Source organism: Arthrobacter pascens, from assembly GCF_030815585.1.
Classification (GTDB): Bacteria; Actinomycetota; Actinomycetes; order Actinomycetales; family Micrococcaceae; genus Arthrobacter; species Arthrobacter pascens_A.
Window position 1 is genome coordinate 3,370,261 of sequence record NZ_JAUSWY010000001.1, and the last position, 20,772, is coordinate 3,391,032.

Annotated in this window: 23 protein-coding genes, 1 pseudogene and 1 riboswitch; of the genes and pseudogenes, 7 read left to right on the top strand and 17 right to left on the bottom strand. The window is 63.2% G+C overall.

Annotated features, from left to right (window positions below; all coding sequences use genetic code 11):
• Nucleotides 1-93 precede the first annotated feature (93 nt).
• Nucleotides 94-912 (bottom strand): universal stress protein, encoded by an 819-nt coding sequence (locus QFZ30_RS15560; RefSeq protein WP_307077704.1) that lies wholly within the window; start codon nucleotides 910-912, stop codon nucleotides 94-96.
• Between the two features lie 298 nt (nucleotides 913-1,210).
• Between QFZ30_RS15560 and QFZ30_RS15565 the strand changes: the two genes are divergently transcribed.
• A complete protein-coding gene (locus QFZ30_RS15565) occupies nucleotides 1,211-1,456 on the top strand; it encodes a GNAT family N-acetyltransferase (protein ID WP_307080297.1) in 246 nt (81 codons plus the stop codon).
• A gap of 237 nt (nucleotides 1,457-1,693) precedes the next feature.
• Here QFZ30_RS15565 and QFZ30_RS15570 read toward each other — a convergent pair.
• The 5 genes and pseudogenes from QFZ30_RS15570 to QFZ30_RS15590 form a co-directional block, all read right to left on the bottom strand.
• Nucleotides 1,694-2,017, bottom strand: a pseudogene (locus tag QFZ30_RS15570) (cupin domain-containing protein); the annotation flags it as partial.
• 85 nt (nucleotides 2,018-2,102) lie between these two features.
• Complete coding sequence (locus QFZ30_RS15575) at nucleotides 2,103-2,822, bottom strand: serine hydrolase (protein WP_307077706.1); 720 nt, start codon at nucleotides 2,820-2,822, stop codon at nucleotides 2,103-2,105.
• Between the two features lie 547 nt (nucleotides 2,823-3,369).
• Nucleotides 3,370-3,786 (bottom strand): ester cyclase, encoded by a 417-nt coding sequence (locus QFZ30_RS15580; RefSeq protein ID WP_307077708.1) that lies wholly within the window; start codon nucleotides 3,784-3,786, stop codon nucleotides 3,370-3,372.
• Nucleotides 3,787-3,859: 73 nt separating this feature from the next.
• Complete coding sequence (locus QFZ30_RS15585; RefSeq protein ID WP_307077710.1) at nucleotides 3,860-4,693, bottom strand: DUF2182 domain-containing protein; 834 nt, start codon at nucleotides 4,691-4,693, stop codon at nucleotides 3,860-3,862.
• Between the two features lie 13 nt (nucleotides 4,694-4,706).
• Nucleotides 4,707-5,327: a DUF1326 domain-containing protein gene (locus QFZ30_RS15590; protein WP_307077712.1), complete on the bottom strand. Its 621-nt coding sequence runs from the start codon at nucleotides 5,325-5,327 to the stop codon at nucleotides 4,707-4,709.
• A 279-nt stretch (nucleotides 5,328-5,606) separates the two neighbouring features.
• On the opposite strand from QFZ30_RS15590, the gene QFZ30_RS15595 reads away from it, so the two are divergent.
• The 3 genes from QFZ30_RS15595 (at nucleotide 5,607) to QFZ30_RS15605 (ending at nucleotide 7,759) form a co-directional block, all read left to right on the top strand.
• The gene (locus QFZ30_RS15595; protein WP_307077715.1) at nucleotides 5,607-5,849 is read left to right on the top strand and encodes a hypothetical protein; all 243 of its coding nucleotides are present in this window, start codon (nucleotides 5,607-5,609) and stop codon (nucleotides 5,847-5,849) included.
• Nucleotides 5,850-6,742: 893 nt separating this feature from the next.
• Nucleotides 6,743-6,908: riboswitch (cyclic di-AMP (ydaO/yuaA leader) on the bottom strand.
• A 229-nt stretch (nucleotides 6,909-7,137) separates the two neighbouring features.
• On the top strand, nucleotides 7,138-7,368 hold the full coding sequence (locus QFZ30_RS15600; RefSeq protein ID WP_307077717.1) for an ArsR/SmtB family transcription factor: 231 nt from the start codon (nucleotides 7,138-7,140) through the stop codon (nucleotides 7,366-7,368).
• Between the two features lie 91 nt (nucleotides 7,369-7,459).
• Nucleotides 7,460-7,759 (top strand): hypothetical protein, encoded by a 300-nt coding sequence (locus tag QFZ30_RS15605; RefSeq protein ID WP_307077719.1) that lies wholly within the window; start codon nucleotides 7,460-7,462, stop codon nucleotides 7,757-7,759.
• Between the two features lie 71 nt (nucleotides 7,760-7,830).
• Here QFZ30_RS15605 and QFZ30_RS15610 read toward each other — a convergent pair whose 3' ends face one another.
• Nucleotides 7,831-8,871: a cation diffusion facilitator family transporter gene (locus tag QFZ30_RS15610; protein ID WP_307077721.1), complete on the bottom strand. Its 1,041-nt coding sequence runs from the start codon at nucleotides 8,869-8,871 to the stop codon at nucleotides 7,831-7,833.
• On the bottom strand, nucleotides 8,868-9,233 hold the full coding sequence (locus tag QFZ30_RS15615) for an ArsR/SmtB family transcription factor (RefSeq protein WP_307077723.1): 366 nt from the start codon (nucleotides 9,231-9,233) through the stop codon (nucleotides 8,868-8,870). Before QFZ30_RS15615 ends, QFZ30_RS15610 begins: the two co-directional genes overlap by 4 nt.
• 138 nt (nucleotides 9,234-9,371) lie before the next feature.
• On the opposite strand from QFZ30_RS15615, the gene QFZ30_RS15620 reads away from it, so the two are divergent.
• A complete protein-coding gene (locus QFZ30_RS15620; protein ID WP_307077725.1) occupies nucleotides 9,372-9,962 on the top strand; it encodes a dihydrofolate reductase family protein in 591 nt (196 codons plus the stop codon).
• 147 nt (nucleotides 9,963-10,109) lie between these two features.
• The gene (locus tag QFZ30_RS15625; protein ID WP_307077728.1) at nucleotides 10,110-10,691 is read left to right on the top strand and encodes a dihydrofolate reductase family protein; all 582 of its coding nucleotides are present in this window, start codon (nucleotides 10,110-10,112) and stop codon (nucleotides 10,689-10,691) included.
• A 94-nt stretch (nucleotides 10,692-10,785) separates the two neighbouring features.
• On the opposite strand, the gene QFZ30_RS15630 is transcribed toward QFZ30_RS15625, so the two are convergent.
• From QFZ30_RS15630 to QFZ30_RS15645, 4 genes are all read right to left on the bottom strand, one after another.
• The gene (locus tag QFZ30_RS15630; RefSeq protein ID WP_307077730.1) at nucleotides 10,786-11,283 is read right to left on the bottom strand and encodes a hypothetical protein; all 498 of its coding nucleotides are present in this window, start codon (nucleotides 11,281-11,283) and stop codon (nucleotides 10,786-10,788) included.
• The gene (locus QFZ30_RS15635; RefSeq protein ID WP_307077732.1) at nucleotides 11,280-12,566 is read right to left on the bottom strand and encodes a serine/threonine-protein kinase; all 1,287 of its coding nucleotides are present in this window, start codon (nucleotides 12,564-12,566) and stop codon (nucleotides 11,280-11,282) included. Before QFZ30_RS15635 ends, QFZ30_RS15630 begins: the two co-directional genes overlap by 4 nt.
• 179 nt (nucleotides 12,567-12,745) lie before the next feature.
• Complete coding sequence (locus QFZ30_RS15640) at nucleotides 12,746-13,090, bottom strand: iron chaperone (protein WP_307077734.1); 345 nt, start codon at nucleotides 13,088-13,090, stop codon at nucleotides 12,746-12,748.
• Nucleotides 13,091-13,448: 358 nt separating this feature from the next.
• Nucleotides 13,449-13,970, bottom strand: a complete 522-nt coding sequence (locus tag QFZ30_RS15645) for a PepSY domain-containing protein (protein ID WP_307077736.1) — start codon at nucleotides 13,968-13,970, stop codon at nucleotides 13,449-13,451.
• Nucleotides 13,971-14,535: 565 nt separating this feature from the next.
• On the opposite strand from QFZ30_RS15645, the gene QFZ30_RS15650 reads away from it, so the two are divergent.
• Nucleotides 14,536-16,011, top strand: a complete 1,476-nt coding sequence (locus QFZ30_RS15650) for a sensor histidine kinase (protein WP_307077738.1) — start codon at nucleotides 14,536-14,538, stop codon at nucleotides 16,009-16,011.
• Here the strand turns inward: QFZ30_RS15650 and QFZ30_RS15655 are convergent.
• The 5 genes from QFZ30_RS15655 to QFZ30_RS15675 all read right to left on the bottom strand — a co-directional run bounded on the left by QFZ30_RS15655 (nucleotide 15,962) and on the right by QFZ30_RS15675 (nucleotide 20,656).
• On the bottom strand, nucleotides 15,962-16,669 hold the full coding sequence (locus QFZ30_RS15655; RefSeq protein WP_307077740.1) for a response regulator transcription factor: 708 nt from the start codon (nucleotides 16,667-16,669) through the stop codon (nucleotides 15,962-15,964). The genes QFZ30_RS15650 and QFZ30_RS15655 overlap by 50 nt on opposite strands.
• Nucleotides 16,670-16,899: 230 nt before the next feature.
• Nucleotides 16,900-17,922: a LacI family DNA-binding transcriptional regulator gene (locus QFZ30_RS15660; RefSeq protein ID WP_307077743.1), complete on the bottom strand. Its 1,023-nt coding sequence runs from the start codon at nucleotides 17,920-17,922 to the stop codon at nucleotides 16,900-16,902.
• Nucleotides 17,923-18,266: 344 nt separating this feature from the next.
• Complete coding sequence (locus QFZ30_RS15665) at nucleotides 18,267-18,512, bottom strand: hypothetical protein (protein WP_307077745.1); 246 nt, start codon at nucleotides 18,510-18,512, stop codon at nucleotides 18,267-18,269.
• Between the two features lie 5 nt (nucleotides 18,513-18,517).
• Complete coding sequence (locus tag QFZ30_RS15670; protein ID WP_307077746.1) at nucleotides 18,518-19,495, bottom strand: DUF6807 domain-containing protein; 978 nt, start codon at nucleotides 19,493-19,495, stop codon at nucleotides 18,518-18,520.
• Between the two features lie 39 nt (nucleotides 19,496-19,534).
• Nucleotides 19,535-20,656, bottom strand: coding sequence for a Gfo/Idh/MocA family protein (locus tag QFZ30_RS15675; RefSeq protein WP_307077749.1), 1,122 nt, complete (start codon nucleotides 20,654-20,656; stop codon nucleotides 19,535-19,537).
• Nucleotides 20,657-20,772 lie beyond the last annotated feature (116 nt).

Consider the following 20,772-nt stretch of genomic DNA (forward strand, 5'->3'; position numbering starts at 1 on the left):
CGCTTCGACCGGCCGAAGGAAGGCAGTGGTTGAGCCAGGCAGGCTGTGTGTGCAGCGTCGTAAGCAGTTTCCACGGATCGGAAGAATGCGCTGTTACCTGGCGATCATGACGTTGCCATGTGCGTGGGTCAGAACTGTGGCCAGGGTTCCGGGATGGCCTTCACGCCTGTGGGCCCCCAATACCAGCAGTTCCGCGTCAGCTCCCGCCTCGACCAGTGCAGTAGCCACGGAGTGGCCGGAGAGTAATTCCTCCGTCACGGCCATGTCAGGGGCGAGATCCTGCACCCAGAGCATGGCATTGCGCAGCACATCATGGCCGTGCTTCTGTGCGGGTGTGTGGCGCTTCCAAACCGGCGCAGACGGATCAACATGGACGATCCGCAGCTTCGTCTGCAGGGTCTGCGCCACACGGACTGACTGCTCCAGGACCTTGCTGCTCCGCAGGTGCCCGTCGACGCAGGCAACCACTGGTTTTCCTTCCCCTCGTTCGGCCCGGACCACCACAAGTGGGCAGGGGCACGCCCCGGAGAGGTCAACGGAAACGGAGCCGGCCAGTTTTCCGAGGAAGCCCCCCAGCCCGCGGTTACCGACCACGAGCAGGTCCGCATCGAGGGATTCCTGGCGCAAAACGTCGGCGGGCAGGCCCGCAATCATCCGCGGTTCGATTTCCTGCCCGTGCGAGTACTCCTGGGCAAGTTCCACGCCCTCGGAAAGAATCGCTTCGGCAGCGTGCCGCAGCCCGCTGTCGGCGACGCCCTTCACTGGTGCGACGTCGTGAGTGAACAGGGGCCAGATCCAGGCATGGATGATGCGAACGCCGGCCTGCGAGGCCACGGCATATTCCGTGGCCCAGTGCAGGGCCACTTTGGACGGGTCCGAGCCGTCATAACCGACTGCCACTTTGATGCCCATAGTTACCGCCACCTGAGTACAGAGGCCAGCTCACGGGAAGGCCGCTTGTGGCCTTCGTCTCGATTGCTGCATCTACTTGAATTAAAACAGGAACCGGGGCCAAGTGAAATCGTCCGGACCGTAACTGCTGGACAACACTCCAGATAATGATCCGCCGCCCCAAACGTCGCCCGGTACATGACCTTGTCGGCTACATCTCTGACACTGTTTGAGATTGTCATGACCCCAATGCAACCACCACACTGGCCGGTACGGGGCAATCGTTTTCCGAAATCATTGCCTCGAAGCTGCCATAGAGCTGCCTCCCACCACCTCAGCATCGAGGAAGTTCGCCGAGGAAAACGCTGACTTCTCCTCGTCAAATGGACGCATCATGCTCACGATCGAAGATTCAGCCGGTGACGCCGTAGGTGGCATCAACCTAAACAGCATTGACGAGCGGAACGGCACTTTCAGCATCGGCACGGTGATTAACAAAGAGCGCCACGGGAAGGGTTACGGTACTCGAGCCATGATCATTCTGTTGAAGTATGCGTTTCTTTGAACGAAGGCTCAACAAATTCAACGACCAGGTTCTTGAGGGTAACGAGGGCTCGGCCAAGATGCTGAAAAAACTCGGTTGCGTGCAAGAAGGCGTCCGCCGGCAGGTTATCTACATGAACGGGCAATACCTGGACGAATCGTTGTTCGGACTTACGAAAGAGGAGTTTCTCGGGCACAACGTACGGTAACGCGGGCATTGAGACTGCCTCCGCTGTTTCACATCACAGAACCGGTCGGTTTTGACCGCCGTGAAGAGAACAGCCGAGTCCTCTTCCGCCTCAAGACTGTGGAGACCATTCGGCACAATGAGGAGGTCGCCCGCCTTGCCCTGCCACGACTCACCACCGGCTTTTAGCCAGACGCTTCCCTTCAGGACAAAGACCGTGGCTTCGCCGGGGTTCTGGTGTTCGCTGAGCTGAGTGCCGGCACGGAAGGCCATGACGGTTTGCCGGAGGGCCTTCTCGTGTCCGCCGAAGGCCGTGTCGGCCGCCCGCCCGCTGGGTGCCGCCACAGCGGCCTTGATTTGCTGACGGGCCAGGGCATCTATCGATATTTTCTGCATGAGGCCACCGTACCCACGTTTGCCCGGGCTGCGGAGGGTGTGGCTGCACATCCAAAGCACGGAGCATCGCCGATCCGAAAACGTCCTACCCGCTCGGCTGCGAAGGCGGGAAGACGGCGTCCACGATAGTTTCTGTCAGCGTGTGGATCATCTGGATGCGTTCGGCCTCGTCAGTGCTGTCAGCGATTTCGGTGTAAATCGCCAATGCATAGGTCCTTTCCCGGAAGGTAAGCAGCGCAACGTCGTGAAGGTTTCCGTTGAGCAGCCCATATTTGTGATGCACTGTGATGTCCGGCCTGCAGGCGGCGGGGATAAGACCTTCAACATTGGTGTTCTGCATGTAACCGAGCAGCTGCTCGGTGTGCTCCCGGTTAAGCAGGCCCCCTGAGTACAGCTGCGTCAGGAAGAGTGCCATTTCCGCTGGTGTGAGGAGGTTTTGTTGATCGTAGGGGATGCCTATCGAGGCGGCGTACCGGATGAGGCGCGGGTACCCGACGGCGTTCCTCAAAAGGTGCCACGAGTCGTTGGTGCTTCTATTGATCATGGACTTGAGCTGGAAGGCGGCGTTGTAGTTCCCCAACTTTTGTTCCAAGGTGGCTTCACCGGTTTCAACGAGGTGATAGTAGGCCGCGGCGGTGATGAGCTTCCCCGTGCTGGCCGCCACGAAAGGCGACTGATCCCCATACGTACGTGGCTCTCCGCCGCCAACCGCAGCGAGGGCAACGCCGACGCGATAGCCCTCCGCACCCTTGAGAATCCGGTCAATGCTGTCCTGCAGGCCCGCAGGTATGGCAGTCGTCGCCATGCCCCAAGTTTCTGGAGCCAAGGAAGCCAAGGCAGACGGGGCAGCTGGCGCAGCCGGAGCAGCCAAGGTAGCTGGCGCAGACGGGGCAGCCAAGGTAGCTGGCGCAGCCTGAACAGCCATGGTAGCTGGGGCAGCCGGGGAAGTAGACCAGGACGGGGGTTCCGAACGCACGGCGGGGAACATGAGAGTGGCCGGGATGAGCAGCGCGGCCGCTCCCCTCGAGAGAATCAGGCGCCTCCGCCGGGCCAGGGATGATCGGCAGTGGCGCCCCTCCTGGCGCGCGAGCGAATCCAAGGGCATGGGGATCTCCTGTCTCGACCAGTGATCGAAGCAGCATCAGCATCCCCAGCGTCCGCCAATACCAAGCAGGCTTATTAAAGCATGGATATTGGCCGATCACGGTACCTGTTTTTCGACACGCAATCACGGCGTGTGAAGCGGGTAGAGCCCGCGGCCCTTTGCAAGTACCGGATAAGCGAGCTCGTAGCGCGCAGTCGGAGCGGCACGGTAATCGCCGAGGGCCTGGGAATCGTTGCCAGGCATCCAGTTATGCCGGCACTGCGCCGATCTGCTGCATGAGCGTCAGCGTATCGGTAACTCCCCAGTGCTCGGCGACCTTGCCGTCCTGGACACGGATAATGTCGATCCCGGCGAATTCAACATTTCGTCCGGTTGGCGCAATTCCCACGAAGTCGCCTCGGTGCGTACCGGTTAGGATTCCGTGAACGGCCTCCAGATTTCCGTCCGCCAATGCAGGTTCGCTTGTCTTGACCTTGAGATCCGGAAATGCGGACCGGATTGCGTTTATGTAAAACACGACGCCTGCCTTGCCCGGCGGTTGCCCGGGAAAAGGCTCCTCGTGGTCCACAAAGTCATCCGCTATCAGCTCGTCGACGAGTGCGACGTTTCCGCCCACAAGAACTTCCTGGTAGAAGCGCTGCATGATTCCACTGCCGTCAGACATTTCCGACTCCTTTATTCATGAGACCATGCCAAATTTCCCCCGGTTCATTTGCCGCATACGTGGAACCGCACTGTTACATCTGCATTCCGTCCATCGCGACAGGCAACAGGGCAATGCCGACCGCAATCACGGCCAACGCCACCGCAACTGAACGGTTTGCGAGCCCTTTCCACGGGAGCAGCTTCTCCCCCCCGATGAAGGCCCCAACCACCGCCATCCAGCCGACGCTCATCACGCCCAGCGCAAACAGCGCCACCATGAGCGCCCAGCAGCACGCGACGCACCAGACGCCATGCTCCACGCCCATGCGCAGCGCGCCACCATACCCGTTCCGCATGCGGTGAAGGATGAAGTCCATGGGGCTCCTGCATTTCATCAGCGCGACGTTCTTGGCGGGTGTTAACTGATAGGCGGCCGCCACCATGATTACTCCGGCCGCCAGGTAGCGGCCGCCCTGATCCGACGCGACGAGCCCGGGAAACAATGATGCGACTCCCGAATAGAGCGAATAGGCCGCCACGCCGAAGACCGTCCAGGTGATCAGGTAGCCGGCCACGAACACAGCGGTGGATCCCGGCGGTGCATAGCGCCCCGTCTTGCGGCGGTGGCTCTGAATCCGCGAATAGGCCACGACCATTGGCGCCACGGACGGGAACATCATGGCCGCCAGCATTACCACCCACGTCGTGACGAACAATCCCAACGGTCCCGGGTCCGTCCAGGGGCCCATGTCCATTCCGCTCATCTGCACAGAGGTGAAGATCCAACTCGCTGCGGCGAGTATGAGCAGGGCAGCGATCAGGCCGGCCTCCCGCGGATCGACCCGGGGCGCCGTGGCAGGCGAAACAGAGGCGGCGCGCTCCAGTGGGTGCGTGCCGCCTCTCGTCAACAGCTTCTTGCGCCGCATCAGCCAGGCGCGTTCAGACCCGGCCCCGGGGAGCGTTCTCGGCCATCTCGCTGGCGTAGGCAAAGTCCGCGGCCTCACCGTAGACGCCGTCGAAGTCGAGGCCAAACAGGTCCGAGTGTCCCGGCGCTTTTCCGATCCGGAACTCCTCGGCGAAGCCATACATCGCGTTCTTCTCGGTGGTGAAACCGCCGCCCGGCCCCGCCAGCGGCTCGAACGTGAAGTCCGCGCGCCCGGCTACCGAGCCGGACGAGCGGTCGCCGTCGTCGGAGAACGTGACGCCCGCACGCTCTACGCCCAGCCATTCCCCGTAGAGTGCGGCGAAATCCGCAAACGGGCCGCCGGCATCACCGTGGAGAATGGTTTCGAGCGCGCTCGCCTGAGCATCCGAGGCGCCGTCGTCGACGACGATACCCACCTTCCAGTTGCCTGCGCTGAGGTTCGACGGGAACCAATTGGCGAAGGCGAAAACAACTCCCGAGAGATCGGTGTCATCGAGATTTCCGCTCGCGATCTGGAACACAGCCACGCCGCGGCACTCGCCATTCGGACCGGTGGGCGGGCCATCGACGGGGCAGGGACAGATCAACTGGCAGCTGCAACTGGAGGTATATTTTCCGGTCATTTCCCAAGACATTAGTGACTCCTCGCTGGCGCCCTCGCCTAGCAGAAGAGTCCTAGACTCAGCGCCGAAATTCTTTGGGAGCGAGGCGGAAGGCCCAAGGCAGACAGTATTCCCGCGAAATCTGCATGTCAATATGCCATGATTACCCCTGAAAAAGCTCCGCCGAGCGGCTTTTGCACGGCAACCCTGAGGTCCCGCGCTGCCGTGAATGCTCCCCACGTTTAGCGCATTGATTTGCTCCGCGCCCCCTCCTGACGAGCCGAGGGCGCTGACGTAGGCGCGGGTGTCACGGTGTCTTCTGCGGCGTCATCCTCGTCCTGTGGGGCAGTAGGGCGAGCCGCAGTCGGGGAGGGAGCGGGCGAGGCGGACATTGGTGTCGGCGACGGCGACGATGTCGGCGTCGTAGGTGTCGACGTCGATTTCGCCGCCTGTTTCGTCGTCGGAGCCGTTGTCGGTGCCGTTGTTGGTGTCGGCGACGGCGCCGTTGTTGCCGTTGACGACGTAGGCGGCGTTGACGAGGTGGACGGGGACTGAGGGTTCGAGGACGGGACCGAGGAAGGCCGAGCCGCGGCGGGCGGAGCCGCGGCGGAGGTCGCAGCTATCATTCCAGCCACGGCTGGAGAGGCAGTCTGCTTGGGCAGGCGGGCGACAAACGGCAAAGCAGCGGCTCTGGGATTCGCGGCCGCCGGCACACGACCGGTGCTGGGGTCGGGCTGTATCGGGGTTCCACTCGATACGCTGGGCCGGGGTGTCGCCGGGCCGGTAGAGGAGCTAGGCCGTGCTCCTGACGTCGCTGGAGGTGCATCTGATGCGACGGCGGCGTCCTGAGCGGAAGATTCCTTGCCGAAAAAGGGCACTTCTGTGGCCTGCCCGGCGGCGCCGACACCAAGCAGTACGGCAAGGGCGCCGGCAACTACAGTCATCCGCTGACCCATGACGCGAACCGAAGCGGCCTTCCGCAGGACGTCACGGGGCTGGGAACTGAAGGCGGCAGCCACATGAGGGCTGAGCGCGCTTACAGGTTCGCTGCTTGGGGTTGCAGCAGGCGTGGTCTCCACTGGCGTTTCAACAGCCGCGCGTCCTGCCCTGCTCCGCCGCGTTGCCGTGGGGGCGGTTGTGAGTGCAGCTTCCGGAGCGGTGCTCTTTTCCGCCGGCGCGGGAGGAACTTCAGCTATGGGCGCTGTTTCCGGGGCCGGGGGTGCTTCAAAGGCCGGACGCCTGATCCTGCTTCGTCGCGGTGCAGCGGGAGCCGGTTCTGTGAGTGCCGGTGCGAGTGCCGTCGGAATCGGTTCAGTGGGAGCCTGCCCGGCGTTTGACACTTCCGCGTCGGGGCTTGCCGGGGTGAGTGGTGTGGTGATGGATGGCGCAGCTTCTGCACGGTGTCGCCCGGCCCGAAAAGGGCGCGACTGATCCAGCGAACGGGACATAATGGTTGCCTCTCACGCCTGCGGAGTTAGCTGTCGGGTTCGGAAGAGGTCAACCGGCCAGCACGTTAGACGTGACGGCTTCACCCCAAGGGCCGCTGGGCAGCGGCCCGAAGACTCTGGGTCCCCCGTCTCTGCCTTAGTCCTGGGAGTCCGGGATGTGGCAGAGCTCGGCGTCATCCCGGACGCGGCCCAAGCTAGATGGGCCACCCCAAAACCGTACAGGAAACCCTCCCCTAATGTCACGCTTGCGTAACGGATAGATTTGGGCGGCGAGTCGCCTTGCTTCGGGGTTGTGGGCGTGACAGCCGCAGACCGGCGCACAATCCTTGCGTGGAACTTCTCTGCTCAGCATGAAGGCCTTGCTCGGCGACATAGTTGCATGCTTATGTTTTCATGTGAATTCCGATGAGGGCGCCCTCTCAGGAGCGGCCGAGCTGTTCAAGGCCCTGTCCGCCACCTCACGGCTCCTCATCCTGTGCGCGCTTGCCCACGAGCCCTCGTCCGTGAGCGCACTGGCTGAGGCAACGAAGCTGTCCCAGCCCTTGGTCTCCCAGCATCTGCGGCTGCTCAGGGGATCAATCTCGTCACGGCGGCGAGGTCCGGACGGGAAACCCTTTACTCCCTGACAGATGGTCACGTCGCCCGCGTCATTCAGGATGCCATCGCACACAGCCAGGAACGCAAGGCGCCAAACAGCACCCAGAGAAGGAGCACATCATGACCGAGGAAATCCAGGCCGAACACACACTCACCGAACACCAGCACGGCGGCCCGGACTGCGCGCACGTGACCGTCCAGCATGGCGACCACGTGGACTACCTCCACGACGGGCACCGCCACGCCGAACACGAAGGCCACTACGACGAACACGACGATCCGGCCGAACACACACTCACCGAACACCAGCACGGCGGCCCGGACTGCACCCATGAGGCAGTCCAGCACGGCGACCACCTGGACTACCTCCATGACGGCCACAAGCACGCCGAACACGAAGGACATTACGACGAGCACTGACAGCCACTTGGACGGGGCTCTGGAGTGTTCCTAGAGCCCCTCCCTTCTTTCTAAGGCTTCAATGCTCGACCTCATGCGCGGCTGCCTTTTGTCGTGGCGGTGAGGGGCGTGAGCACCATATCGTCAACCTTGGGCAGGGCATGGCTCAGGCGCTGTCCGGCTTCATGGGTCGTCTGTTCAGCCGCCGCCAGGCTCACGTCGTGGGCGACGAGCAGCGTCGCGGCGCCTTGCAGGCGGTGTCCCGACCAGCGCAGCTGAAGACGCGGCACGGCCAGCACGCCCGGGGTGCCCTCGAGGGCTTTGTGTGCCGCATCGATCAGGTCCGGTTCGATCCCGTCCATCAACCTGCGCCCGATGCTGCGCACCGTCCCCCACAAAAGGACCAGAATGGCTGCGGAGATGAACATACCAACAATGGGGTCAGCCAGTGGGAAGCCAAGCATGACCCCCACCGCGCCGAGGACGACAGCCAGGGACGTAAAGCCGTCCGTGCGGGCATGCACGCCGTCGGCGACCAGGGCGGCCGAACCAATCCGGCGGCCCACCCTGATGCGGTACATGGCAACTGCCTCATTTCCGGCAAAACCGATCAGGCCGGCCGCGAAGACCCACCACAGGTTGCTCAGGGGCTGGGGGTGCAGGAGACGGTCAACGGATTGCCACGCCGCGATCACAGCGGACAGGGCGACGACACCGACGATGAACAGCCCGGCTAGGTCTTCCGCCCGCCCGAATCCGTAGGTGTAATGGCGGGTCGCGGCGCGGCGGCCCAGGATGAATGCAACCCACAGAGGCACCGCCGTGAGGGCATCCGAGAAGTTGTGGATCGTATCAGCCAGCAAAGCCACGGAACCGCTGATCAGCACCACCAGGAACTGCAAGAGAGTCGTGACCAGAAGAAGGAAGAGACTGATCTTCAAGGCACGCACGCCTTCAGTGCTTGCCTCCATGGCATCATCGATCGAATCGGCAGCGTCATGCGTGTGGGGAACAAAGAGCTCCACCAGCCAGCCCTTGAACCCGCTATGATGATGGTGCTCGTGCCCGTGCACGTGGCCCTGGCTATGTCCATGGTCTGTGTGCTGCTCATGGACCGGTCCTGGCCTGCTCATGAGCCCTCCTTCCTATCCCGGCGATGGTGGGCGGGTTCTTCGCCGAGCGCGTGTTCGGCCTGGAAAATCGCGTCCGCCACCAGCTTGCGGGCATGCTCATTCTCCAGCCGGTACAACACTTTGGTTCCGTCCTGCCGGGTAGAAACCATCCGGGCCAGGCGCATTTTGGCCAGATGTTGGGACACTGCGGCCGGTGACTTCCCGACCTCCTCAGCCAAAGCGCCCACCGCCATCTCCCCGTCGCGTAGGGCAAGGATGATGCGCACCCTGGTCGCGTCGGCAAGCATAGCGAAGACTTCAACGGCCAACTCCACGTACTGGCTGTCCACCCCTAAGGAACAAACTCCGTTATCTGCATTCATACGCATATAATGACACAAACGACCTCCTTGCGCGGTGGGTCGTCGGCCACGGGAACATCACCTGCGAGCGGCACAACGGCGACAACTACTGGACGCTCAGCCCGGACCCGAACCGCCGGGTGGTGACATGATGGGCGCATGAACCGAGTCACGTGCGACCTGACCATTTCCCTCGACGGATTCGCCGCCGGTCCGAACCAAAGCCGGGCGGAACCGTTGGGCGAGAGTGGAGAGCTGCTGCACAGATGGCAGTTCGAAGAACCCGAGTCCAACGCAGCCGCGCTCGAAGGCATCCTCGCGGCCGGTGCCTACATCATGGGACGGAACATGTTCGCAGGACCCGGGGACTGGGATGAGGAATGGCGGGGATGGTGGGGTGAGGAACCCCCCTATCACGCACCCGTATTCGTTCTCACGCACCATCCACGCGAGCCCCTGGAGATGCAGGGCGGCACCACGTTCAACTTCGTGACCGATGGGATCGAATCGGCGCTGGGCCAGGCGTGGAAGGCCGCTGGCAACAAGGACGTGGCCATTGCCGGAGGAGCGCAGACCGTCCGCCAATACCTTTCAGCGGGGCTGATCGACGAGCTGCGGCTCCACATCGCACCCATCGTTCTGGGATCGGGCGAGCGGCTTTTGGACGGCGTCGCGAACCTTCAGCTTGAGCCGACGGAAGCGAGCGGCACCAGGCTCGTCACCCACGTGCGCTATCAGATAATCCACTGAAAAGCTCAGTGGAAATTATTCGCGCAACTGCCGGCGTGGCATCCTGCTGTGCGGGGCTTGGTTAGGCGTGTTCCGCGCCCGGGAACTTGGTGAGATTCGATGAAATCGGGACCCGGCGCTGGACCCATTCGATTGATGGAGCATGTGATGACAAAGATAAGTGCTTTCCAGAGCGTCACCCTTGACGGGGTCATGCAGGGACCCGGACGGGCCGATGAGGACACTCGCGAAGGATTCAAGTACGGCGGCTGGGCCAATGGCTATCAGGATGAGGTATCCATGCAGTTCGCTGGCGAGGGAATGTCATCCGAGGGTTCTCTGTTGTTCGGCCGCCGCACGTACGAAGACCTTCTCGGGTTTTGGAGCACGACGCCGGAACCGAACCCTTTCACCGATGTTCTCCTGAACTCGCGAAAGTATGTGGTCTCCAGATCGGCTGGAACCGACTTGGCATATCCGAACTCAACACTGCTTGCGGGTGAGGCAACCGAAACTGTCGCCGCCGTCCGTGAGGAAGTCAACGGCGGCCTGACGATCCTGGGCAGCAGGCAACTCGTCCAGTCATTGCACGCAGGCGGACTGATCGACGAGTACATTCTGCTGATCCATCCCATCGTGCTCGGTTCGGGGACGAAGTTGTTCGGTGACGGCCAGCGCCTCGATCTGACTCTGCAGCGGTCAATCACGACGGCTACAGGGGTAATCATCGCCCAGTACTCAATCCTCTAAGCCGGGGAAGGAGTCCCCGGCCAGCGGCCATTGGCCAGGGCCTTTCGCCGTCTGACCGCTCTACTGACCGCACCAGCAGTCAGTCATCAGTCGGTCAGTCATCCTTGCCTTGATCTTTGTTTTCGTCTTTGCCTTCCCCGTTTTTCGCGTCCTCCTTTCCCTCCCGGCCAGGCTCCTGTTGAGGTTCACGTGAAGGGACTGTTGGACTGGGTGTTGGCGGTTCAGCGGCGGCGATGGCCGCGTCCAGGTCAGCCCGGAGCTTGGCGATTGACGCCTCAATACGGGATTGCCTCTCCTGCGACAGGCGCCCTTGGTCTGCCGCAGCCTGCACTTCATTGCCTAACTTCTCAAGCTCAGTCACGGCAGCACCGAAATCCTGTTGGGCGGCGAATTGTTTGGCCGCAGCAACACGGGCCTGGAGGTTTCCTGCCACCTGTTCATCCAACTCAGGTGCACCCGCGCACCCAGCCAGCAGGAGGGCTGTGAGGATCCACGTGGCGGCTATCCGGAAGAAGCTGTTCCCACGAGGAAATTGGCCCGGCCGCAGCTCCGGACCAGGACGTTTCAAGCCGGTGGGCTGTACGTGGATCATGGCCTGACGCTCTCTTCCAGCTCCTTGAAATGGTCGCCCATCTGCCCCGGAACGGCGGGAGCCGGGGCATCAACCGGCCCCGGCGAAGAACGCGGAATCGGACCCAGCAACACAACGGCGATGAGTACTCCCGTCGCGGTGCAGAACGCCGCGAAAACCCACAGCTTGCGGCTACCGATGTTGCGCAGGTTCCTCCAAGGCCGCGACAATGCTGGCGGCTGGCGGACTGATGCCGGCTTGCGTGACGGGACTTGAGGAGCTGGCCGCCAGGACGTGGCATTGGTCATTTCGCTGCTCGGCAGGGCAGGAAGCACTCCTCTTTCGCTCCCAATAGGCGCTGCAGCGCCAGGACGCTGCCCTTGGCCCGCGCGCAGGACCAGGGTTCGCTGGGGCTCAAGTTCGTCGTTAGCATCTGCAGCACCCACCGGCCCGGACAGCGTGCTCCAGTCGCCGCCGTCGCGCAAAGCTTTGGCGACCTTGCCGGCGTCCGGCCTCTCATCAGGGTCGCGGGCAGTCATGGCGGCCAACAGCGATTTCCACCGTTTACCCAGAGCATCCGGTACAACCGGATCCCGCGACAGCCGGGCCACAGCGGCCTCAAGCGGGGAACCCGGAAATTCCACCTTCCCGGTGAGAGCTTCCAACAGCACCAAGCCCAGTGAATAGATGTCTGCGGGCGGGCCCACGGGCTCCCCGCTGGCCTGTTCCGGGCTCAGATAGGCGGCCGTACCAGGAATCATGTTGGTGGCGGTTAGCCGGGCCCCGTCGAGCATCCGGGCAATACCAAAGTCTGCGAGTTTGGCGCGGATTTCGGCATCTGCCGCATAGCGGGCCAGCAGGATATTGGCCGGTTTGACGTCACGGTGCACCACGCCGTGATGGTGGATGTACTGCAGCGCCTCAGACAGTTCCGCCCCTATCCGCGCTGCTTCAGTTCCCGTCAGCGGCCCGGCTGCGAGACGACGGTGAAGGTCAATTCCAGGGATCAGCTCCATCACGAGGAAGGGAACGTCCCGTTGGTCCTGGAGGAGCGTGCCGGTATCGAAGAGGGTAACCAGACCATGATGGTTCAGCCGTGCAAGCAACCGAACTTCGCTTTGCTGCCTGCTCAGTTCTGCCGGATCTGCAAGGTCCGCGCGGAAAATCTTGAGTGCGACATCGCGGCCCAGCACCAGATCCGTGCCGCGGTACACAGTGCCCATGCCGCCGTGTCCAAGCACCTCGCCTACCCGGTAGCGCTCCTGCAGGACCGTTCCCGGCATGCCGGTAGCAGTTTCCTTCACTGTACGGACCGCCTTCCTCAGCATTCAGTTTAGTCAGCCACACGGCAGGTCCGACTTATCCTCGCATCCCCATGGGCGATTGCACCCAATAGACGATAAACCGGATCCGGTGCGTCCGCTCCATGGGCAGGAGGCGTCGGTGACACCCCTTGCTTCATGGCTAGCCTGGCACGGGCGGCCTACTTGAGGATCTCCGTGCGCCGCAGGCGGACTATCTCCTCAATGATCTCGTCCGGGAAGGGATGATCCGGTGTGAAGCGGATGGTGCCTTTTGACAGGGAGAAGCCCTCGAGCCTTCCGGCGACGGCGTCAATAACCTCCGGGGAAAACGGAAAGACGGAGAGGTGCTTAGCAGCTGCAACGACTCCAAGGAGCGGCTTCCCGTCAAGCTTCAGGGCAGCCATCCCGTAGCTCACGCCATCAACAGCCTCCGGCGCCACGGCCCGCGCAACCTCAATCACCCGTTGAGGACAAGCCCGATCCGACGGAGGCAAAGCGGCCAAGGAATCGCCAACGGAACCCATGGGGTCATTGTATTCCCGCTCCTATTGCCCCAGACCCAGGCCCCCCGGTTTCATGTCCTGCCTCCCTCCCTCGCCCGTGGGCGGCATAGGCCCCGATTCCTATTGAGATCACCAAGAAGGCAGAGCCTGCGGTGTCAGGCCCGAGCAACATTCCCGCGACCATGACAGCGGCGTTGATTACCAGGACCACCAAAAGAATCCGTGTCGTTTTCTTCATCCCACGGCTCCCTGCTCGGCACGTGGCCGTGTTGCATGCTGAGGCTATCGTCCTGACCGAACACTGCCTTCGGGTACGAATGCCCTCCTCGCGAGGACGGCGGGAAAAACTCGGTTGCTCGGCTGGGGTCAGGCCCGCCGATCAGTCGCGCTCGGGCGCTTCCGTCCGCAGGACCTGGAAATCTGCTCCCAGTTCAACGTCAACTTCGGAGCCGTCCGGAAGGATGATCTCCGCCTCATACGCGGAGCCGCCTTCGTTCTCGCGTTCCACTTCTCCGACCCGCCCTTGGCCAACCCTCGCCACCGCGGCTTGTCCTGCCTTCTCCCGGTCAGCGGCGCTCAAAGGCGGCCCAGAGCCGGCCCCGTCATCGTCGTGCTCCGTCGTGACCACCTGGAACGAGCTGTTGAGCTCAACTTCGACACTGTTGCCGTTGTTCAACCGGACGCCCACTTCATATGAAGTATTGGCGTCATTGTCCGTTTCTGCACTGGCTACGGTGCCTGGACCTGTGTGGGCAATGGCCGAATCGCTGGCCTGCTGGAGGACGGATCCAGTTAACGGCTGATCGTCGCCGGGCGTGCTGCCCGCCACCGCAGCGGACGCTCCCCCGATCGCAGCCGCTGCCGTAGCCATGCCGGTGATCCAAAGGGTTTTCTTGCCCATGACAGTCTCCTCTACTTGTCTCCCCAGCCGTTTCGAATTGTGTACTCCTAGCTTGCTCTACGTCTTCTCCGCCTCCAACATTCACCGGACAATTCTCAGCCGCCGCACAGCCTGTCTCAGCCAACGCACAGCCTGCTTTCCTACTAGCGTGAGGGGCAAGTCTCGCGGCAGCCGAAGCTCCTCCTTGAAACCGCCCGTTAAACCGTTCATCAGCCAAACCGTTCATCAGACAGTCCCCCGCGGGGCTGGGAGATTTTCCGGAGTGGCTGACACCAAGGCGGGCACTCCACGTTTGGCAGGGCAAAGAGAACCCGCGAAGCTGTAGGAGGAACCTCGCGGGTTCTCATTGGCGCCGGGAGCAAGAGTCCCGGCCTTCCGGCCGTCCATGTACGGTCATAGGCGGCTCCCTTCCAGGGTTAGCTGCTGCTTCACGGCCGCGTGGCACAGCGCCATGTCACCATTGTGCGTCATGGAACATAAGAGCAGGCTTAACGGGCATGTGACTGACCTGAGGAGTATCGGCGAGGGGTTTGTTTCTGGCGGGACGGGGACGCATCCTTGGAACATGGATGCCGATAAGGTGCCCCCTCAGTCCGAAACGGTGCGCACCCGCTGGGGTGTGCGCAAGCGCGCCACGGCCACGGCGGTCGCCGCTGTGGCGGCCGCGCTGCTCGTAGGCGGACTGATCCTGCTGCTGCTGCTGCAGAGTGCTCTGGTGGCCTCCACGGAAACACTCACCCGCCAGCAGGCCGAGGACGTGATTGTCCACATCGTAGAACAGGACCTCGATGAAGCGGGCAAATACGTCAGGTCCGCCGCCCGCCCGGGCCAGTATATCCAGATCCTGGATCCCAAGGGATCGGTCTACGCCGCGTCCGTTGCTGCCACGGCCGCGACGCCGATCACGACGCTGCGTCCAGAAGCGAAGCAAACGCTGTCCCAGCGCGTTTCCGGGCTGAAGAGCCTACCTGACGATGAACTGTTCGTGGTTGCCACGGGTGTCGGAGAGGACGGGAAGGTCTACACCGTTGTTGTTGCCGCCACGGTGCAGGTCCAGTCCGAGACGGTTACCACGGTGGCGTGGTTCATGCTTGGCGCCGCACCGCTGTTGGTGGCAGGGGTCGGCGTCGGTGTCTGGATACTCGTGGGACGGTCGCTGCGCCAGGTTGAGCGGATCCGAGGCCAGGTCGCGGGCATTAACGCCAGGAGGCTGGACGGCCGTGTCGAGGTGCCTCAGACGTCCGACGAGATCCAGGCCCTGGCATTGACGATGAACATGATGCTGGAACGGCTGCAGGCTTCGGATCTGGAACAGCGACGCTTCGTCTCTGATGCCAGCCATGAATTACGCAGCCCCCTGGCGACACTCAGCGCTGGAGTGGAAATCGCGGCCGCTGATTCGTCCGGGGCCACGTGGGAGGAGATGAAGGAAATCCTAGCCGGGGAAACGGCGCGGATGCGCTACCTCGTCGAGGACCTGCTGACCCTGGCAAAGACCAACGACGGGGGCCTGCGTCTGGATACGGCAGATGTGGATCTGGATGACGTCCTGGATGAAGAGGTCCGCCGTCTGCGCTCCACCAGCAAACATGAGATCGAGGCCCTTCTTGAACCGGCCCGGGTTACAGGCGACGTCCGTCGCCTCGGCCAGGCAGTCCGGAACGTCCTGGACAACGCGGAGCGACACGCACAGTCTCGGATCAGCATCGAAGTGCGCAACACCGCTGACGGCGTCCTGCTCACCATCGACAACGATGGTCCGCCCGTGCTGGTTGCCGAACGCGAGCGGATCTTTGAACGGTTTGTACGGCTTGACGAAAGCCGGTCCCGCGAAAGCGGTGGCAGCGGCCTGGGTTTGGCCATCGCGGCCGCCATCATGAGCGCCCACAGCGGCCGGATCCTGTCGATGGAAGCTCCCGGCGGCGGGTGCCGGTTCGAGCTGGCATTCCCCGGTCAAGAAGAGTCCCCTGAGAAAGCCCCACCTCAGCGGCTCACTCTGCTGCAGGGGCTGGGGAAGCCGCTGCGGCACGGTCGGGGCTGAGCATGTACCCCATTCCCCGGATAGTGGTGAGGGTGTGCAGCCCGAAAGGTATATCGATTTTCCGTCGCAAGTAGCCCATGTACACCTCCACGACATTATCTCCCCCCTCGAAGGCAGAATCCCAGACGTTGTCGAGAATCTCGGACTTGGAGACCACCTGCCCGTGCCTGCGCATCAGGTAGTGCAACAGCCCGTATTCTTTGGCCGTGAGCCCGATGTGAGTATCGCCGCGGCGAACACTGCGACTCACGGGATCCAGGTTCAAGGTCCCCACGGCGAGGACCACCGGCCGCTCAGGGCCCCCGCGGCGCATTAAGGCCCGGATCCGAGCGACCAGCACCATGAAACTGAAGGGCTTGGTCAGGTAGTCATCTGCCCCGAGGTCGAATGCGTCCGTCTGGTCGTACTCACCGTCTTTCGCCGTCAGCATCAGGACAGGAGTCCAGATCCGGTGTTCCCGGATTCCCTTGAGTACGTCGTATCCGTTCTTCAGCGGCAGCATCAGATCCAGCAGAATCACATCATAGGAATTCTCTATCGCGGCCGACATGCCGCTGACGCCGTCGTGGGCCACATCCACGACAAACCCCTCATTACGCAGCCCGCGGCGAACCGTTTCGGCCAACACTTTTTCGTCTTCAACGATCAAGATCCTCACGACCATGCCTCCCCGTTCATACCGGCAGTATCCCTTACCTCACTTGGGCGGTACCAGAGGCGCCGGGAGTGTCGTTCTCAGGCCTCCCTCACGGCCGGCGGCACACAAGCCGCACAAAGGGACTAGCAGTCCCCGATCGCCCTGACGCCGGCTACTGCGCTGCTGAGGTTTGCTGATGAACCCCGGCAACGTGGTGGCCGGCGTATTTGGGTCCGGGCACCAGGGGCAGGCTACGCCTTTGCCGGTCCCGCCGTCGAGCCCCGCACCACCAGCTCGGTCCCGAGCTCGATCCGCTGCGGGAGTTCCTCGTCCCCGTCCAGGTGACGGAGCAGCGCGCGCATGGCTGTCTCCGCCATCTGGACCACGGGCTGGCGGATGGTGGTCAAGCCCGGCTCGATCCATTCGGCCGCGGGAATGTCGTCAAAACCAACGAGGGACAAATCCTGCGGAATACGGAGGCCCGCACTGCGCGCCGCTCGGTAGGCACCCAGGGCCTGGGCGTCGTTGCCCGTGAAGATGGCGGTGGGCCGGTCAGCCAGCTCCAGGAGTTTTCGGGTTCCGGCCTCACCGGCTTCGATGGAAAAATCGCCGGGAACCATCAGCGCGTGATCGATCGAAATGCCGGCCCGCCGCAGCGCGGAGATGTACCCGTCTTCCCGGGCGCTGCTGCACTGCAGGTCCTCACGGCCGCCGATCATGCCGATCCGCCGGTGTCCCAGCCCCAGCAGGTACTCCGTGGCCGAGTGGGCACCCTCCCAGTTCGCGGCCCCCACCGTCATCAGGTCAGGTCCGGGCTGGCCCACCGGGTCAATGAGCACCACCGGAATCCCCAGCGACTTGATCCGCTGGATCTGCTTGGAGTCCAGCTCATAGACCGCCATCAGCAGCCCGTCCGACTTCCGCTCCGCAAGGTTTGCCAGCCACGGCCGGATCCGCGATCCGTCCATGGACAGGCTGCTCACCACCGTGCCGTACCCGGCATCCTGCGCCACGCGCTCCACACCCTCGATGATTTCCAGCGCCCACTCCGAGCCCAGCCCCGGAAACACCAGGTCAATCAGGCCGGCCTTCTTGCTCCGCTTCGCCGGGCGGCGCGCGTAGTCACGCCGGGCGATGATCTCCTCAACCCGCGCACGCGTCGCCGCCGCCACATGGGCATGCCCGTTCAGGACCTTGGAAACAGTGGGAACGGAGACGCCGGCTTCCCTGGCAATCTCGCTGATGGTGGCCCGTCCAACGTCCGCCTTAGCCATTCGCAAACCGCCCTCTTCGAGCTGGGGATCATCCTCAGCGCTGACTGTTATCGGAAAGTTCCCACGTCTCGATCCGTCCACACATGCCGTAGATTCTGCGGGTTTTCCGTTCTCCCATCCTAGTAGCGGACTCCTGGAGGAAGAAACTTTCCTTGAGTTCCAGAGAACGCAAATGCTCCTTGGTCAGTTCGGCCTGAGCTGCCGCCCCGTGTTCCAGGAAACCCGCCCAAGTGGCGGTGTTCCCGCCGACCAGCTTCGCTGCCGCCGTATGGAACTCTGCCAACGCCGCAACCCCGGACCGGAGGACGTCCTCCTTGAGCTGAAAGTACCCCTCCAGCGCCAGGTCACGACGACGGCGGGCGGCTTCCTCCGCAACCGGATCGCCGCCGTCGGCATCCTCTTAGGTCAGTGGACGCGAACCCCCTCGAGTCCAGGGTTTCCAGGCGGCCCGTCCCCTCCAGCACGATGTACGCCTCCGTGGACGCTGTGTGCAGGTGCGGGGTGCCGCCCGCTGCGCCGTCCCTGGCCGGCCAGTCGTAGATGCTGACCGCCGAAATGGCGGTAGCGCCCGGGAAGGTGCTGGCTGCCACGGCCATTACGTCCAGCTCTCCAGCGCTGCCTTCGCTGCTTCAGCCAGTTTCGCGGCCAGGGCCCCGTCCACTTTCCCGTCTGAAACCACGACGGCGTAGCGGTAGGCCAGCGGCTGGCCTTCCTTCAGTGGTACTGCTTTGCTGAAGAACGGCGCGGAGCCCAGGCAGGCGAAGATGGACGAGCGGGCGAACCACTGGTTCGGGGCGCCGGGGTTGGCGCTGTCCTCCACAAACATGATGGAAGAGAACCGGCAGGTGACATCATGCTGGCCGGTGAAGGCGATCCACGGCGAGCGGGTGCCCATGAACTCGTCCGTACCTGTACCCTCCACCGAGCGGAACTCGCCGCCAGTGAAGGACCGCGGCCCGCGCCAGAACAGCCCGCCGTAGCCGGCGTTGTTCCGGCCCTCGGTGGTGGGGCTGCCGATCTCAATCACGTCCGGCGAGATGTTGGTCATTTCCGTTTCGAACAGCAGCATCCACGCCCCGCTGGGAGAACCGACTGGCACACTGGGAACATCCAGCAGCCGGATGTTGAAGCGGCGCTTTTCGGCGATGACGGGCTGGCCCTCCTGCGGGGTCCAGATGAGGGACTCGGCTGCGGTGATGCCTGCGCCCGTTTCGCTGATTTCGGAGAAGACCTCATGGTTCATGGCGCCGTTGTTGTCCAGGTTGGCGTATTCCGTTTCCCGCGTGTACGTGGCGCCGCCCCAGAAGTTGTCCTTCCCCACGTTCGGCAGTGCCCAGGAAAGTCCCTTGTGCCACACGTGGTCCCACGGCCGGGAGATAGTGACCTCGTCGCCGCCGAGGGTCCTGAGCGGGTGGAAGTACGGGCGCGGGCTTTCGTACTGGTCGTCCTCGGGGAGATAGGTGTAGCGGGCCAGCTCCTGTCCCCCGGCAGTGAAGGTCAGGGAGGTGCCGTCGTCGGCATAGCCCAGGCGGGTATCTGTAGCTGCGGTGGTGCTTGTAGCGGTGGTGGTCACAAGGATCTCCAAAAGTCAGTAAGGATCTGAGGAATGTGTTCAGGCGGGCGAGGTGGACGCGAGGGACGTTGACTCCAGAACCCGAGTGCCCAGGCCGTCGCCGTCCATGCCGCCGTAAAAGGCATGCCCGGGCACGATCTCGCCACGCTGCACCGCCCTGCCGGTGAACGCGGAAGCGTAAATGGCGGCAGCGAGCTCCAGTGTCTGGCGCGCAGAATCGCGTCCCGCCGGAAGCGGCAAACCGGCGTCGAGCGCGTCATACATCGCCAGGAACTGGGCCGAGTGGCCACTCCCCTGCTCCAGCGGCTGGCTTTCCCAGGCGTCACGGACCGGATCCTCGTGGCCAGGCGCCCCGGTGATGGTCCAGTCCTGTATGGAGTAGCCGTAGAGGTGGGACAGTTCGATGGTGGCGAACTCGGTGTCGATGCGGATGTCCGAGGTCTCCCGGGGCGACAGCAGGGAGTTCAGCACCGTGGCCACGGCCCCGTTCTCAAAGCGCACCAAGGCTGCGGACAGGTCCTCGGTGGAGGTTTTGCGGGCCTGCCGGGTGGCGATGGCCGTGACCTCCTGCCACGGGCCCAGGAGGTGGAGCAGCAGGTCGAACTGGTGGATACCGTGGCCCATGGTGGGTCCGCCACCCTCGGCGTTCCATGATCCGCGCCAGGGCAGGTCCCAGTAGCTGTCCGGCCGGTACCAGAGCGTGTCGCAGCGCGCCACGAGCGGCCGGCCGAAGTCCGCTTCGCCAATCAGGTTCTTGGCGGCTGCCGCCGCGTCGCCAAACCGGTGTTGGAAGACGCAAGAGAACTGCGCCCCGCCTGCGATCTCGGCCGAGTTCAGCCTGTCGAAATCAGCCAGGCTCAGGGCCGGCGGTTTCTCGGACAGGACATGGACGCCGGCTTCCAGGCACTGGATTGCCTGGTCGATGTGCATCATGGGCGGCGTGCACAGATGCACGATGTCCGGCTTGGTCTGCGCCAGCAGTTCGGTGAGGCTATGGAACCTTCCCGGGATGCTGTGTTCGTCGCTGAAAGCCTCCAGGCGAGCTGCGTCCACGTCGCAGGCCGCCACCAGCTCTGCCCTGCCGCCGGTCCGTTCCACATTGGACGCGTGGACGGCTGCTATCCCGCCGGTACCAACAATGGCCACTTTATAGCTCCGCATTTTGCTCTCTCCGTCTTTGCAGTCGAACATCGGCCCGCGTCCGGATTGCTCCGAAACTTTCCATCAAATAGTTGAATTTTACGAACGAATCCAGAGGCGCACTCGCCCCACTTCTT

Excerpts from the sequence above, each read along its gene's own strand:
- QFZ30_RS15675 (WP_307077749.1), bottom strand. The coding sequence starts at position 20,656 with ATGCGGAGCTATAAAGTGGCCATTGTTGGTACCGGCGGGATAGCAGCC.
- QFZ30_RS15650 (WP_307077738.1), top strand. The coding sequence starts at position 14,536 with ATGGATGCCGATAAGGTGCCCCCTCAGTCCGAAACGGTGCGCACCCGC.
- QFZ30_RS15620 (WP_307077725.1), top strand. The coding sequence starts at position 9,372 with ATGAACCGAGTCACGTGCGACCTGACCATTTCCCTCGACGGATTCGCC.
- QFZ30_RS15605 (WP_307077719.1), top strand. The coding sequence starts at position 7,460 with ATGACCGAGGAAATCCAGGCCGAACACACACTCACCGAACACCAGCAC.
- QFZ30_RS15645 (WP_307077736.1), bottom strand. The coding sequence starts at position 13,970 with ATGGGCAAGAAAACCCTTTGGATCACCGGCATGGCTACGGCAGCGGCT.
- QFZ30_RS15640 (WP_307077734.1), bottom strand. The coding sequence starts at position 13,090 with ATGGGTTCCGTTGGCGATTCCTTGGCCGCTTTGCCTCCGTCGGATCGG.
- QFZ30_RS15625 (WP_307077728.1), top strand. The coding sequence starts at position 10,110 with ATGACAAAGATAAGTGCTTTCCAGAGCGTCACCCTTGACGGGGTCATG.
- QFZ30_RS15560 (WP_307077704.1), bottom strand. The coding sequence starts at position 912 with ATGGGCATCAAAGTGGCAGTCGGTTATGACGGCTCGGACCCGTCCAAA.
- QFZ30_RS15590 (WP_307077712.1), bottom strand. The coding sequence starts at position 5,327 with ATGTCTTGGGAAATGACCGGAAAATATACCTCCAGTTGCAGCTGCCAG.
- QFZ30_RS15630 (WP_307077730.1), bottom strand. The coding sequence starts at position 11,283 with ATGATCCACGTACAGCCCACCGGCTTGAAACGTCCTGGTCCGGAGCTG.
- QFZ30_RS15580 (WP_307077708.1), bottom strand. The coding sequence starts at position 3,786 with ATGTCTGACGGCAGTGGAATCATGCAGCGCTTCTACCAGGAAGTTCTT.
- QFZ30_RS15660 (WP_307077743.1), bottom strand. The coding sequence starts at position 17,922 with ATGGCTAAGGCGGACGTTGGACGGGCCACCATCAGCGAGATTGCCAGG.
- QFZ30_RS15615 (WP_307077723.1), bottom strand. The coding sequence starts at position 9,233 with ATGAATGCAGATAACGGAGTTTGTTCCTTAGGGGTGGACAGCCAGTAC.
- QFZ30_RS15610 (WP_307077721.1), bottom strand. The coding sequence starts at position 8,871 with ATGAGCAGGCCAGGACCGGTCCATGAGCAGCACACAGACCATGGACAT.
- QFZ30_RS15585 (WP_307077710.1), bottom strand. The coding sequence starts at position 4,693 with ATGCGGCGCAAGAAGCTGTTGACGAGAGGCGGCACGCACCCACTGGAG.
- QFZ30_RS15575 (WP_307077706.1), bottom strand. The coding sequence starts at position 2,822 with ATGGCGACGACTGCCATACCTGCGGGCCTGCAGGACAGCATTGACCGG.